The 13317-nt window shown below is 71.0% G+C and carries 9 protein-coding genes; 3 read left to right on the top strand and 6 right to left on the bottom strand.

All coding sequences use genetic code 11. The annotated features are described in order from the left end of the window. Positions 1–2217, bottom strand: a complete 2217-nt coding sequence (locus AB0M70_RS01230; RefSeq protein WP_365815035.1) for a glycosyl hydrolase — start codon at positions 2215–2217, stop codon at positions 1–3. 266 nt (positions 2218–2483) lie between these two features. Between AB0M70_RS01230 and AB0M70_RS01225 the strand changes: the two genes are divergently transcribed. Continuing rightward, positions 2484–2732, top strand: a complete 249-nt coding sequence (locus AB0M70_RS01225) for a holin (RefSeq protein WP_365815033.1) — start codon at positions 2484–2486, stop codon at positions 2730–2732. A gap of 4 nt (positions 2733–2736) precedes the next feature. On the opposite strand, the gene AB0M70_RS01220 is transcribed toward AB0M70_RS01225, so the two are convergent. The 4 genes from AB0M70_RS01220 to AB0M70_RS01205 form a co-directional block, all read right to left on the bottom strand. Further along, positions 2737–4368, bottom strand: a complete 1632-nt coding sequence (locus tag AB0M70_RS01220) for an ABC-F family ATP-binding cassette domain-containing protein (RefSeq protein WP_365815031.1) — start codon at positions 4366–4368, stop codon at positions 2737–2739. Positions 4369–4396: 28 nt separating this feature from the next. Then, positions 4397–5410, bottom strand: coding sequence for a hemolysin family protein (locus AB0M70_RS01215; protein ID WP_365815029.1), 1014 nt, complete (start codon positions 5408–5410; stop codon positions 4397–4399). After that, on the bottom strand, positions 5407–6738 hold the full coding sequence (locus tag AB0M70_RS01210; RefSeq protein ID WP_365815027.1) for a hemolysin family protein: 1332 nt from the start codon (positions 6736–6738) through the stop codon (positions 5407–5409). Before AB0M70_RS01210 ends, AB0M70_RS01215 begins: the two co-directional genes overlap by 4 nt. A gap of 180 nt (positions 6739–6918) precedes the next feature. Continuing rightward, positions 6919–7344 carry a GNAT family N-acetyltransferase gene (locus tag AB0M70_RS01205; RefSeq protein ID WP_365815025.1) on the bottom strand — a complete coding sequence of 142 codons (426 nt, stop codon included), beginning with the start codon at positions 7342–7344 and terminating at the stop codon, positions 6919–6921. Between the two features lie 148 nt (positions 7345–7492). On the opposite strand from AB0M70_RS01205, the gene AB0M70_RS01200 reads away from it, so the two are divergent. Both AB0M70_RS01200 and AB0M70_RS01195 read left to right on the top strand, forming a co-directional pair. After that, positions 7493–9058: a PQQ-binding-like beta-propeller repeat protein gene (locus tag AB0M70_RS01200; RefSeq protein WP_365815023.1), complete on the top strand. Its 1566-nt coding sequence runs from the start codon at positions 7493–7495 to the stop codon at positions 9056–9058. 52 nt (positions 9059–9110) lie between these two features. After that, entirely contained in the window at positions 9111–10733 is a 1623-nt protein-coding gene (locus tag AB0M70_RS01195) for a PQQ-binding-like beta-propeller repeat protein (RefSeq protein ID WP_365815021.1), read from the top strand. A 19-nt stretch (positions 10734–10752) separates the two neighbouring features. Here the strand turns inward: AB0M70_RS01195 and AB0M70_RS01190 are convergent, their stop codons facing one another. Beyond that, positions 10753–13317, bottom strand: a complete 2565-nt coding sequence (locus AB0M70_RS01190) for an FtsX-like permease family protein (RefSeq protein ID WP_365815019.1) — start codon at positions 13315–13317, stop codon at positions 10753–10755.

The following is a 13317-nucleotide window of genomic DNA, read 5'->3' as shown; positions in this document are numbered from 1 at the left end:
TCAGGAAGTGGTCAGCTCGTAGAAACCCCTTCCGAACGTCGCGGCCACCAGGCGGTGGTTCCCCGCGTCGTACTCGATGTCGTCGACCGGCACCGCGGGCATCCCGCGGCCCAGGCGCTTCCAGTGGCCACCCTTGGCGCCGGAGGTGAACACCCCCTGGTCGGTGCCGATGTGGAGCGTGCCGCCCCGTGCGATGACGAGGTCGTTGACGGGCGCGTCCGGCAGGTTGCCGGACAGGTTCCTCCAGTGCGCGCCCCCGTCCGTGCTGCCGTACACGTGCGGCGTGCCGGAGCCGGAACGGTAGGCGGAGTGGGTGGTGTACACGCGGTCGGCGTCCCGCGGGTCGACGACGACGCGGGTCACCCAGGGAAGCCCCTCGGCGAGCTTCGTCCAGTGCGCGCCCAGGTCCTTCGTGACCCAGACGCGGCCGTCGTCCGTGCCTGCGTAGACGGTGCGGCCGTCCGCGGCCGGGGCGATCGAGGTGATCGTGCCGTAGTTGGTGTAGATCGGGTCGGGGCCCGGCCCGCCCGACAGGTCCGGGCTGATGGCCTGCCAGGTAGCGCCGCCGTCCGTGGAGCGGTTGAGCACCTCGGAGCCGTAGTAGAGGATCTTGGGATCACGGGGGTCGAAGACGACCGGCGTGAACCAGTTCCGGCGCTTGTAAGTCGTCTTGTCCGCGAAGTAGGTGAGCGTGTCGCCGCCGTCGGTGGAGCTGAAGCAGTTGCCGTACTGGTAGCAGGCGTAGACGTTGTTCACGTCGGTCGGGTTGATCAGGTTCTCCTCGCCGTCCCCGCCGAGGTATTCGTTGAAGCGGTCGCCGCCCCAGGAACGTATCGAGCCGTTGTCCTGCGAGCCCCCGGAGATCCGCGAGGTGTCCTGGGGGGATATCGCCGCGCTGTAGAGCTGGGTGTACGGCTCGTGGCGCGCCTTGACCCAGCCGCCGTCGCCGTTCGCGTCGGAGCGGTAGACACCGCCGTCGTTGCCCAAGTAGACGCGGCCGGGGCGGCGCGGGTCCCAGATCATCGCGTGCTGGTCGACGTGGATGCTGGTGTCGTCGGCCGTCCAGGTGGCGGCGCCGTCCTTCGAGGTCATCAGCGGAACTCCGGCGACCTGCACATGCTCGGCGTCGCGTGGGTCGGTCCAGATCTTCCCGAACCACCAGCCGAACGTGGACTGCGAGTCGGTGAGCTTCTGGTCGGCCGGGGTCCGTTTCCAGGTGTCACCCGCGTCCGTGGTGGCGTAGAAGCCCTCGAAGGGGCCGTCCGTCTTGTTGACGATGGCGTAGGCGCGCTCACCCGCGACGGCCAGACCGATCCGCCCCACGTCCGGGCCCTGCGCCGGCAGGCCACCGCCGAGCCGTTTCCAGGTCTTGCCGTCGTCGCCGGAGCGGAAGATGCCGGAGCCCTCACCGCCGTAGGTGCGGCGTTCGGGTGTGCGCCGGTGGTCCCACAGCACGGCGTACAACTTCTCGCCCTGGACGACGATCTCGGTGGCGCCGGTGAACTCGTTCGCCCCGGTGAGGATGCGCTGCCAGGTCCTGCCGCCGTTCTCCGAACGGTAGACGCCGCGGTCGCCGCCGCCGTTGTAGAGCGAACCGGCCGCGGCCACGTAGATGCGCCGGGGGTTGCCCGGGTCCACCGTGATGGCGCTGACGGCGCCCGAGTCACGGAGCCCGGACTGCTTCCAGTGCTTGCCGCCGTCGGTGCTGCGGTAGAGGCCCGTTCCCTCGTACGTGATGCTGCCGCCGCCGGGGTTGGGTTCGCCGGTCCCCGCGTACAGGGTGCCGTCCGGGCCCGTGGCGAGCGCGCCCATCGACTGCGTCAAGCCCTCGGGCCACGCGGACTTGAAGGTCTGACCGGCGTCCGTGCTGCGCCAGACGCCGCCGCTGGCCGCGGCCGCGTACAGGGTGTCCGCGCGCTTGGGGTCGAGTGCGAGTGAGACGACGCGCCCGCCGATGTTGGTGGGCCCGACGGACTTCCACCGGCCACCGGTCGCGGGAAGTTCGCGAGCCTGCGCGGCGGCTTCCTCGTGGGCGTGGCGCGGAATCGACTCTCCGGGGACGGTCTTTTGCAGGTAGCGGTATTCGGCGGGTGCGGCCGGGCCGCGTACCGGGCGGTACACGTCCCCGGGTGGCGGGGGCGCCGCGGAGGCCGGTGCCGAGACCATCAGGATTCCGGCGAGCGGGGCGAGGACCAGGTGAAGCAGGCGTCTGCGCATGGGCTCCCTCTTCTTCCTTCCACGTCCTTCGGCATGGCCATTTCAAGCTGTGCCGACGTTAGGGGAGGGGATGGGGGAGCAGTAGGTCACAACCCGGCCGTTGTGACTGTTCGGGCACGGGTGTTCGTGTGCGCTGCGGGAACCTCCTCATCCAAGAGTCTGAGTATCTGCGAACTCCGAGCGCGGCCCGTCCGGCTTCTGGGCAGCGGCACGCAACAGCGGTATGCCAAGTGTTGACCCGTACACCACGAGAGGGTGGGCCAGACATGTGGACCGCTGGATTCTGGAAGGCCACCACGGAGCGTGCGCTCCGTACCTTCGCGCAGTCGCTCGCCGCCGTTCTGGTCGCCGGGGCGACCACCCTCCTGGACGTCGACTGGAAGGCGGCGCTCGCCACCGCGGGGATGGCGACGCTGCTCGCCGTGCTCACGGCGGTCGGTGCCGCCAACGTCGGGGCCCGCGGCCCCGGCATCACGGAGACGCCCACCGCCCGCCAGGGACCGGCCGCGACCTAGAGGCTCAGGGGAGGACCGGCCGCCCGGCCTCCACCGAGATCCGTTCGCCCCGGAACCGCTCCCGCAGCCGCCGGTCGTGCGACACCACGACCAGCGTGCCGCGGTATCCCGCGAGCGCCTCGTCGAGTTCCTCGACCAGGGCGGGGGAGAGGTGGTTCGTCGGCTCGTCGAGCAGCAGGAGGTCGGCCGGGCGCGTCACCAGGCGGGCGAGCGCCAAGCGGCGGCGCTGACCTACGGAGAGCCCCTTCACCGGCACGGCCAGGTCCTCCTCGCGGAACAGGCCGAGGGCCAGGAGCGCCTGCGTGTGGTCCTCGGGGAGTCCGCCGAGCCCTGCCGCGAACGCGTCGAGCAGCGGCCTCGCCGTGTCCTCGTCGCCGAGGTACGCGATCTCCTGCGGCAAGTAGCCCACCCGGGCGGGCAGTTGCACCTCCCCGCGATCCGGGGCGAGCGCACCGGCGAGGACGGCGAGCAGCGTCGACTTGCCGGCGCCGTTCACCCCGGTCACCAGCGTGCGCGAGCCGGGTTCGAGGGCCAGGCGCTCGACGGTGAGGCGCTCGCCCACCACGACGTCCGTCAGCGCGACCGGCCGTACGAAGGGGTGGTCGCCGCCCGACAGGCCCTCGGCGGCGGTGAAGTGCAGCGGGTCGGGCGGGCGCGGCACCGGGTCGGCGCGCAGTCTGCGCAGCCGCTCGCGCGCGTTACGCACGATCCCGGAGAGCTGCCCCTCCACCGACCGGTTGTTGCTCGCGAAACGAGGGCTCTCGCTCATCCGCCAGCCGACCGCGAGCCGCTTGGAACCGCCCTCGGCGAGCTTCTCCTGACGCGCGACCTCCTCGCTCCACTCGCGATAACGCTCCTCCCAGCGCCGCCGGGCCGTGGCGCGCTGCTCCAGGTAGCCGTGCCAGCCGCCGCCGAAGCGGGCCACGGATCTGCGGTCGCCGTCGACCTCGACGATCACCTCGGCGACCCGGTCGAGGAAGACGCGGTCGTGGGTGACGGCCACGACCGTGCCCCGGTGGGCGCGCAGCCGCTCCTCCAGCCAGCCGAGCGCCTGGTCGTCCAGGTGGTTCGTCGGCTCGTCCAGGAGGAGCAGCTCGGGCTGGGGTGCCAGGACGCAGGCGAGCGCGAGGCGCGCGGCCTCGCCGCCGGACAGCGAACCCAGGGTGCGCGAACGCTCCAGGTGCGGTACGCCCAGACCGTGCAGCGCCGCGTCGAGGCGTGCGTCGGCGCGGTAGCCCTCACGTGCCTCGAAGGCGGCGATGAGGTCTCCGTACGCGGCCAGTTCGGCCTCACCGGCCGAGCCGAGGGTCTCCTCCGCCTCCCGGATCCGCCGCTCCAGATCCCGCAGCTCGGCGAGCGCGTCGTCCACCGCGTCCTGCACGGTGGCGTGCGGCGGAAGGCGAAGGGTCTGCGCGAGATAGCCGGTGCCGCCGTCCGAGACGACGGCCACCTCGCCGTCGGCGGGCGCGAACTCGCCCGCCATCAGGCGAAGCAGCGTCGACTTGCCCGAGCCGTTCTCACCGATGACGCACGCCTTCTCGCCGGGCCGCACCGACAGGGAGACCCGGTCGAGCACGGGACGCTCCGGATAGCCGTACGACACCTCGCGCAAGACCAGTTGACTCACCGTGCACATCCCCCTCGGCTCACGGGTCCTTCTCGGTTCACACGGGCTGACCGAACAGCTCCCGCAGTACGTCCTCCATCGTGACCATGCCGGCCAGCCTGCCGTCCGATCCGAGCACCGCCGCCACATGCGTGCGGCTGCCGCGCATCGCGGTCAGCACGTCGTCCAGCGGCGTGGTCTCCCTGACCTGCGCGATCTTCCGCATGTCCGGCACGCGGAACGGCAGATCGCGCGGCATCCGGTCGAGCGCGTCCTTGACGTGCAGATAGCCGACGATACGACGGCCGTCGTCCACGACGGGGAAGCGCGAGAAACCGGATTCCGCCGAAAGCCGTTCCAGCTCCTCGGGCGTCACGCCCACGCGGGCGTAGACCACGCTCTCCAGCGGCAGCACCACGTCCCTGACGGGGCGGCGGCCCAGCTCCAGGGCGTCGTGCAGCCGCTCCTGGGCGCGGTCGTCGAGGAGCCCCGCCTCGCCGGAGTCCTTGACCATCCGGGCGAGCTCGTCGTCCGAGAAGGACGCGCTCACCTCGTCCTTGGCCTCGACCCTGAGCAGCTTCAGGAGGCCGTTGGCGAACGCGTTGATCGCGAAGATGACCGGGCGCAGTGCTCGGGCGATCGCGACCAGCGGCGGGCCGAGCAGTAGCGCGGTGCGCACGGGCTCGGCCAGCGAGATGTTCTTGGGGATCATCTCGCCGAGCAGCATGTGCAGATACGTGGCCAGCGCCAGGGCGATGACGAAGGAGAGCGGGTGGACCAGGCCGTGCGGCACCCCGACACCGTCGAACAGCGGCTCCAGGATGTGCGCGATGGCGGGTTCGGCGACGATGCCGAGCACCAGCGTGCACAGCGTGATGCCGAGCTGCGCGGCGGCGAGCAGCGCGGAGACGTGCCGCAGGCCCCACAGCACGCTCGTGGCACGCCGGTCGCCGTCCTCGGCGTACGGCTCGATCTGGCTCCTGCGCACGGAGATGAGGGCGAACTCGGCGCCCACGAAGAAGGCGTTGACGACGAGGGTCGCCAGGCCGATCAGCAACTGGACGGCGGTCATCGCTCCTCCTCCTGGTGGTCGTCGTGCAAGGGCGCGTGCAGCAGGACGCGGGCCGCGCGGCGGCCGCGGGCGTCCACCACGTCGAGGCGCCAGCCGCCCACCTCGAGGGTGTCGCCCTCGGCGGGGATGCGGCCGAGTTCCGTGGCGACGAGTCCGGCGAGCGTCTCGTACGGACCCTCCGGTGTGCGCAGGCCGACGCGGGCCAGCTGGTCGGTGCGGGCCGAGCCGTCGGCGGAGTACCGCGTCCGGCCGTCGTCGTCCTTGCCGTCGACCGCGATGTCGGGCGTCTCGTGCGGGTCGTGCTCGTCCCGCACCTCGCCGACGACCTCCTCGACGATGTCCTCCAGGGTGGCGACGCCGGCCGTGCCGCCGTACTCGTCGATGACCACGGCCATCGTGCGCTTGCCGGAGAGCCGGTCGAGCAGGCGGTCGACGGTCAGCGTCTCCGGTACGAGCAGGGGCTCGCGCATCAGCTCGGCCACGGGGAAGCGGGCCCGGCGCTCGGCCGGTATGGCCAGGACGTCCTTGATGTGCGCGACGCCGACGACCGAGTCGAGGTTGCCGCGGTAGACGGGGAAGCGGGACAGGCCCGTCGCCCGGGTGGCGTTCGCGACGTCCTCGCAGGTGGCCATCACGTCGAGGGCCATGACCTGGACGCGGGGTGTCATCACGTTCTGCGCGGAGAGGTCGGCGAGGTTCAGGGTGCGGACGAACAGCTCGGCGGTGTCCGGCTCCAGTGAGCCCTCCTTGGCGGAGTGCCGGGCGAGCGCCACCAGCTCCTTGGGGCTGCGCGCGGTGGCCAGCTCCTCGGTGGGCTGGATGCCGAAGCGGCGTACGGAGCGGTTCGCGGTGTTGTTCAGGTGCGCGATGAAGGGGCGGAACACGGCGCTGAACAGGCGCTGGGGGGTCGCCACCCGTTTGGCGACGGCCAGGGGGGAGGAGATCGCCCAGTTCTTGGGGACCAGCTCGCCGACGACCATCAGGAAGACCGTCGACAGGGCCGTGCCGATGACCAGGGCGATCGACGAGGCCGCCGACGTGGGGATGCCCACGGCGCGCAGCGGGCCCGAGATCAGCTTGGCGATGGAGGACTCGGAGAGCATGCCGACGACCAGATTGGTGACGGTGATGCCCAGCTGGGCCCCGGAGAGCTGGAAGGTGAGGTTCTTGACGGCCTTGAGGGCGCCCGCGGCGCCGCGCTCACCGCGTTCGGCGGCTCGCTCCAGCTCGCTGCGCTCGACCGTCGTGAGGGAGAACTCGGCCGCGACGAAGACGCCGCAGGCCAGTGAGAGCAGTACCGCCACCAGGAGCAGGAGCACTTCGGTCATCGGGTCACCTCCGTCCCATGATCGGGCAGGGACCGGGGGAATGCGCGATGTCGGGGACTGGGAGGCTCGCCCATGGGCGGACGCTCACACCTTTCGTAGACGTTCGAGTGGTCGGTCCATTTTAAAGGATCAGCAAAGCCCACTCCTGCCGTCGCGTACGGGTACCCACGGCTCGGTCCCTCAGTCCAGGAGGTGCTTCACCCAGCGGCGCCACTGCGGCTGGGGCGCGTAGCCCGCGGCGCGCCACGCGTGGTGGGCCTGTTCGTTGTGGTCGAGGACCATGGCGTCGCCGCGCCGCCCGCCGAGATCCACGAAGCGTTCCTCCGCCGCGGCGAGCAGCGCCGAGCCGATGCCCTGACGGCGGTGGTCCGGATGCACGGCGAGGCGGTAGAGGTGACAGCGCCAGCCGTCGAAGCCGGCTATCACGGTGCCCACGAGGAGGCCCTCACGTTCCGCGAGCAGCAGGGCGTCGGGGTCGCGGGTGACCAGGCGCGTCACTCCGTCGTGGTCGTCGCTGACGCTCGTGCCCTTCGCCGCCTCGCGCCAGAACCGCAGGACGCCGTCGATGTCCGGAGGAGTCGCGCTGCGGATGTGGAGATCGCTCATGGGGGAGATGTAAGCAGTGCGGCCGCCCGGTGGGCGACTGGGTTCCGGCGCCGACTGCTGCCCTCCGGTTCGTGGCGGAAACCTTCGGTGGAAACTTTTTCTAGAAAATGTCTCTAGAAAGCGCGAGGGTTGGTCCAGAATCTCGTTCATGGTCAAACGTGAGTCCGAGCCGGTGCGTCAGCCCGTGCCCGGCAACCCCTACGCCCAGCCGGTGCTCCCGGCGCCCCCGGCGCGCACCCCGCGAAAGCTCCGCTTCGCCCTCGGCGCCGGCGCGTTCGCCCTGGTCCTGATCGGTGTGGGCTTCTACGCCGTCACGCAGGCGGACGAGGACGGTAAGGGGAGCGGTTCCCGTGAGCCCGTCGCCGGGCAGACACGCCAATCGCCGGACGGCGGGCCGGAGTCGGCGGACCCGGACACGGACGCCGACGCGAAGGACGACGGGTCGGCCGCCGTGATCGATGTCAACGCGGGGCGCAAGGCCGGCGAGGCCAAGGCGTGGGTCGCCATGAACGACATCAAGCTGCCGGGCAAGGGCGCACAGCTCCTGGACCTCTGGCATGTTCCCGGGATCGTCGCCCAGGCCGAGTACAACGAGGTTTCCGGCTACCGCACCAAGGACGGTTCGAAGGCATGGTCGGTGCCGCTGCCCGGCACGGTGTGCGACACCCCGGTCAATCCCACACCGGACGGCAAGGTCGTGGTGGCGTACACGAAGAAGAAGTCCGAGCAGAACGCGTCGTGCGACCAGCTGCGGATGATCGACCTGAAGACCGGCGAGAAGGGCTGGCACAAGGAACTCGTCGACCGCGGCTTCTGGGACGACACCAGCGCCACGCACGTCTCCATCACGGGCAGCACCGTCCTGGTCGACCAGAGCGCCACCATGCGGGCCTACCGCATCGGCGACGGCAAGCGGATGTACACCACCGAGCGGGAGCGCGAGGGCGGTTGCTCGCTGGACGGCGTCGCGGGCGGCTCGCGGCTGCTGCAGGTGGAGTCGTGCCGGCCGGGCAGCCCCGGCACGCACGGCAGGCTCAAGAAGCTCGACCCCCGTAGCGGCGACGTCAAGTGGAGCTACCGGACGAAGAAGGGCTGGAGCATCCAGAAGGTCTACTCCGTGGACCCCGTCGTCCTCGCGGTCAGGAACCGCGAGGAAATGGACAAGTGGGCCGTCGTCGGCGTCGACGACAAGGGGGACCAGCGCTCCTGGATCAGTCTCGACAAGGGGCCGCAGAAGTTCGAGATGTGCGCGGGGGCCGGGGACTCCGGCGAGGGCGTGCAGAACTGTCCGGGGGCCGCTGCCGAGGCGGACACGTTCTACCTGGCGAGCGAACCCAAGGACGGCGTCCTCGGACCGAACAAGATCGTCGCCTACGACCTGCGTACGGGGAAGCCCAAGTGGTCCGGAGCGGTCGACGGCGGGCGGCAGATCCTGCCCGTCGTGGCCGGCGGCGACCGGCCCGGGTTGATCGCGTACGCGCGGGCGCAGGACGGCAAGAACGGGCAGACCGTGCGGTTCGGCCCCGGTGGCGGCAAGCCCGACGTGCTGCTGCGGCACACCTCGTCGGCCCAGAGCACGGAGGCCGCGATGTTCGCCGGCAACGTCCTGTACGCCGACAAGCGGTTCTTCGTGACCCCCACGCGCCTGGACGGCAAGAGCCACGGCGGCAACGGCGAGGAAGGCAACGCCCGCCTGCTCTCCTTCGCCCGGTGAGGCCACCGGCCGAGCAGCACGACCCCCGACCCTCACCAGCAGTGGAGCCCCGATGACCCAGCCACCCCCCGACCACTCCCCGCAGCAGCCCCAGCCCCAGGGCCCGGTGCCTCCGCAGGGCGCGTTCGGCCCGCCCCCACAAGGCGCCTTCGGCCCGCCCCCGCAGGGGCAGACCCCGGGCTTCGGCCCGCCGGTCGCCCCGCCGCCCAGCGGCTTCGGCCCGCACCAGGACTACCGGCCGACACCGGCGCCCCCGGCACCGGGACCCGGGGGCGGACGCCCCGGGCGGCGTACCGCGATCGTCGTCTCCGTGGTCGCCGCGATCGCCCTGATCGTCGGCGGCGGCGTCTGGTACGCCACCTCGGCGGGCGACGGCTCGAAGGACAAGACCGCTGCCAAGCCGGGCGGCGACGGCGCGGCGCCCGCCTACGAGAAGCCCGAGGAGAAGGCGCCCGCGGAGCCCAAGGCGTTCTTCAAGACCAAGGCCCTGCAGCCCAAGCTGCCCAAGGGGCAGACCACCTGGAAGGCCCAGGGCTCCTGGCTCACCGACAAGGTGTACGCGAAGTCCTCGGTCGAGGCGATCGTCGGCGTCGACGCCACGTCGGGGAAGGGGCTGTGGCGCCTGCCGAAGCCGGGGGAGTCGTGCGCGGGCTCACCGGACGTCGGCAAGGGCAACATCGCCGTCGTCGTCACGGGGGCGAAGGTGGAGGACGACAGGGGCTTCAAGGACGCGTGCACCGAGGTGACCGCCTTCAACGTGGACACCGGCGAGAAGCTCTGGACCAAGTCGATCACCGTCGGCTACGAGAAGAAGAAGACCGTCTTCAACCAGGTCACGATCAGCGGTGAGACGGCGGCGGTCGGCGGTCTGTACGGCGGCGCGGCGTTCGACCTGCGCAGTGGCGAGGTCCTGTGGAAGCCGCAGCAGGGGGACACCTGCCGCGACGTGGGGTACGGGGGCGGCGAGCGCCTCGTGGCGGTCCGCTCCTGTGGTGACTACGGGTCGGAGCGGTTCCAGGTCCAGGTCATCGACCCGGTCACGGGCAAGTCGAAGTGGACCCACAAGCTGCCGGCGGGTGTCCGCAGCCCCAGCGTGGTCGCCACGAAGCCGGTGGTGCTCGCCCTGGACTCCGGCGAGATCAGCGCGTCCGGTGCCACGGATGTCTTCGCCATCGAGGAGAAGGGCAAGCGGCACACCCGGATCGCCCTGGCGGACGGCAAGTACCTGCACGAGTGCGGCACCGTCTCCATCGTCCAGGACTGCCGGGGGATCGTGGCGGGCAACGGCAAGCTCTACGTCGCCACCGAGAAGCGCGAGGGGGCGAAGGAGTTCTCGTCGGTGAACGACGTCGTGGTCTTCTCCCTGGCCACCGGCAAGACCACGGGGGAGAAGGTGGAGGGCGGCGACAGTTCCCCCGTCTTCCCGATCCGCATGGACGGCGGGAACGTGCTCGTCTACAAGAGCGGCCCCTACGCGCAGGTGGTCTCCCTCGACGGCAGGAACCTGAAGAAGGAGACGGTGCTCATCGACCTCGGCACCCGGCCGACCGCGCTGCCACCCCTGATCTCCGAACTGCGCTACCACCGCAACAAGTTGTTCCTCAGCTCCGATCTGCTCGGCCAGTACTCCGCGGACAAGAAGACGATCATGATGTTCGGCTTCGCGGCCAAGTAGGCACGGCGGCGGCGGGCCCTCACTCGTGCGCGATGGCCGCGAGCACGTTCATGCGTGAGGCACGCAGCGCGGGCAGCAGGGCCGCCGCCAGGCCGACGATCACCGAGCCGACCAGCACCGCGATCACCGTCGTCCAGGGGATCGCGAACGCCGTCATGCCCTGCAGCGCGAGCACCTGCTGGGCCGCGACGCCCCACACCAGGCCGAGCGCGAGCCCCAGCAGCGCGCCGAACACCGCGATGACCACCGACTCCAGGCGGATCATCCGGCGCAGTTGCCGCCGGGCGAGTCCGATGGCGCGCAGCAGGCCGATCTCGCGGGTGCGCTCGACGACCGACAGGGCAAGGGTGTTGACCACGCCGAGGATCGCGATGATGATCGCCAGGCCGAGCAGCGCGTAGACGAGATAGAGCATCACGGCGATCTGCTCGCGGATCAGTTCCTTGTAGTCGGCCTGGTCGCGGACCTGCACCTGCGGATACGGGTCCAGCGTCTTCTCGAGCCGGTCGCGCAAGGTGTCGGCGTCCGTGCCCGGTGCCGCGTTCACGTACAGCGCGGAGTCCTGGCCGCCCGGAGCGAACTTTTCGACGGTCTCCATGCCGAAGTAGATCCCGCCCTCGACGCCGAAGCCCTCGGCCCCGGGCTGGTCGGTGAGCGCGCCCACCGTCAGTTCCGTCTTGCGCCCGCCGGGGAACTGTACGGGCAGCTCGGAGCCCATGCGGACCTTGTGGTCGCGCGCGAAGTCCCGCTGCATGGCGATGCTTCCCGGCGCGAGCGCCCGGGGGGTGTCGCCGTCCACGTAGGTGACGCGGGCCACGTCGTCGAGCTGCGCATCGTAGCCCGCCGCGGTGGTCTCCACGCTCTTGCCGTCCGGCATGGACACCTTCACGGGCGTGAACCGCTGCCGCACGACGAGCCCGGCGCCCTCGGTGTCCCGCACCTTCTGGGTGATCTCCTGAGAGAAGGGCAGGAAGTTGCTGTTCTGTACGACGAAGTCGGCGCCCAGCGTCTTGTCGATCTGCTCGTCGAACGACTTGGTCATCGACGCGCTCGCCACGGACATGCCGCTCACCAGGGCGAGGCCCACCATCAGCGCGGCGGCGGTGGCCCCCGTACGGCGTGGGTTGCGCAGTGCGTTGCGCTGGCTCATCCGGCCGACCGAGCCGAACAGGGCGGGGAAGGCGCCGCCGAGCACGCGGATCACCGGGCGGACGAGGAGCGGTCCCGCGATGACGGTGGCGACCAGGGTCAGGACGAGGCCGAGGCCGAGCAGGGACGCCGCCGACGCGGTCTCCTCCGCGGTGGCACAGCCCACCAGGGCGGCGGCGCCCGCCGCCCCGACGAGCGCGCCGACCGCGGCGCGGACCTTCAACGGCCGCCCCACGCCCGCGATCTCCGCGTCGGCGAGCGCGGCCATCGGCGACACCTGCGCCGCGCGCCGCGCCGGGAGATACGCCGCGACGAACGTGACGCCGACCCCGACGACGTACGACGCGACGGGAGTCGCCCACCCGATGACCATCTCGGTGGACTTCAGGTTCATCCCGAACAGGCCCATCAGCTCGATGAGCCCGGCCGCGAGTCCGATCCCCGCCGCGAGACCGATCGTGGAGCCGACCACGCCGAGCAGGATCGCCTCGGTGAGCACGGAGCGGCGGACCTGCCTGCGGTCGGCGCCGAGGGCGCGCAGCAGGCCGAGTTCGCGGGTGCGCTGCGCGATCAGCATCGAGAAGGTGTTGACGATCAGGAAGATGCCGACCAGGACGGCGATCCCGGCGAAGCCGAGCATCACGTACTTGATGACGTCCAGGAAACCGCCGAGTTCGGCCGCCGCCGAGTCGGCCTGTTCGTCGGCGGTCTTCAGGTCGTAGCCCGAGCCCAGCTCGGCGGCGATGCGACGCTTCAGCTCGGTGTCGCTCACCCCGGGGGCGGCGTCCACGGAGATGCCCGTCGCGGCGTCCTTGTCGCCGAGGAGCTCACGCTGGGCGGTCGCCGTGTCCAGGTAGACCAGCGCGGCGCCGGGGTTGGTGGTGGTGAAGGTGACGATGCCGACGACCTTCACCTTGAACGAGCCGGGCGCGGCGAGCACCGTGAGGGTGTCGCCGATCCGTACGTCCTTCTTGTCGGCGGTGTCCTTGTCGAGCAGCGCCTGGTCCTTGCCGCGCGGGGCGTGCCCCGAGGTCAGATCCACCGGGCTGCGGTCGTTGGGCTCCCAGTTGGTGGCGATGGTGGGGGCGCCCGTGGTGGAGCCGACCGGGTCGTTCTCGCTGTCGACGACCGTGATGTTCTCGACGGCGGCGTCGACACGCGTTTGTGCGACCCCGTCGATCCGGGCGATGCGGTCGGCGAGCTCGACGGGGATCGTCGGTGTCCGGCCCGAGGGCACGGCCTCGTCGAGGTCTTCCTTCGGTTCGACGGTCACGTCGGCGGACGTCGAGGCGAAGAGCCGGTCGAAGGTGCGGGCCACCGTGTCCGAGAAGATGAGGCTGCCCGCGACGAACGCCACCGAGAGGATCACGGCGAGCGCGGAGAGCAGCAGCCGGCCCTTGTGCGCGAGGAAGCTCCTGAGCGTCGCCTTCAGCAT

This window comes from Streptomyces sp. NPDC051214 (assembly GCF_040682375.1).
Classification (GTDB): domain Bacteria; phylum Actinomycetota; class Actinomycetes; order Streptomycetales; family Streptomycetaceae; genus Streptomyces.
This window is presented reverse-complemented; position numbering and strand designations above follow the sequence as displayed.

Coding starts and splice junctions, on each gene's coding strand:
- AB0M70_RS01200 (WP_365815023.1), top strand. CDS start 7,493: ATGGTCAAACGTGAGTCCGAGCCGGTGCGTCAGCCCGTGCCCGGCAAC.
- AB0M70_RS01220 (WP_365815031.1), bottom strand. CDS start 4,368: ATGTGCACGGTGAGTCAACTGGTCTTGCGCGAGGTGTCGTACGGCTAT.
- AB0M70_RS01210 (WP_365815027.1), bottom strand. CDS start 6,738: ATGACCGAAGTGCTCCTGCTCCTGGTGGCGGTACTGCTCTCACTGGCC.
- AB0M70_RS01190 (WP_365815019.1), bottom strand. CDS start 13,317: ATGCTGAAGGCGACGCTCAGGAGCTTCCTCGCGCACAAGGGCCGGCTG.
- AB0M70_RS01205 (WP_365815025.1), bottom strand. CDS start 7,344: ATGAGCGATCTCCACATCCGCAGCGCGACTCCTCCGGACATCGACGGC.
- AB0M70_RS01215 (WP_365815029.1), bottom strand. CDS start 5,410: ATGACCGCCGTCCAGTTGCTGATCGGCCTGGCGACCCTCGTCGTCAAC.
- AB0M70_RS01195 (WP_365815021.1), top strand. CDS start 9,111: ATGACCCAGCCACCCCCCGACCACTCCCCGCAGCAGCCCCAGCCCCAG.
- AB0M70_RS01230 (WP_365815035.1), bottom strand. CDS start 2,217: ATGCGCAGACGCCTGCTTCACCTGGTCCTCGCCCCGCTCGCCGGAATC.
- AB0M70_RS01225 (WP_365815033.1), top strand. CDS start 2,484: ATGTGGACCGCTGGATTCTGGAAGGCCACCACGGAGCGTGCGCTCCGT.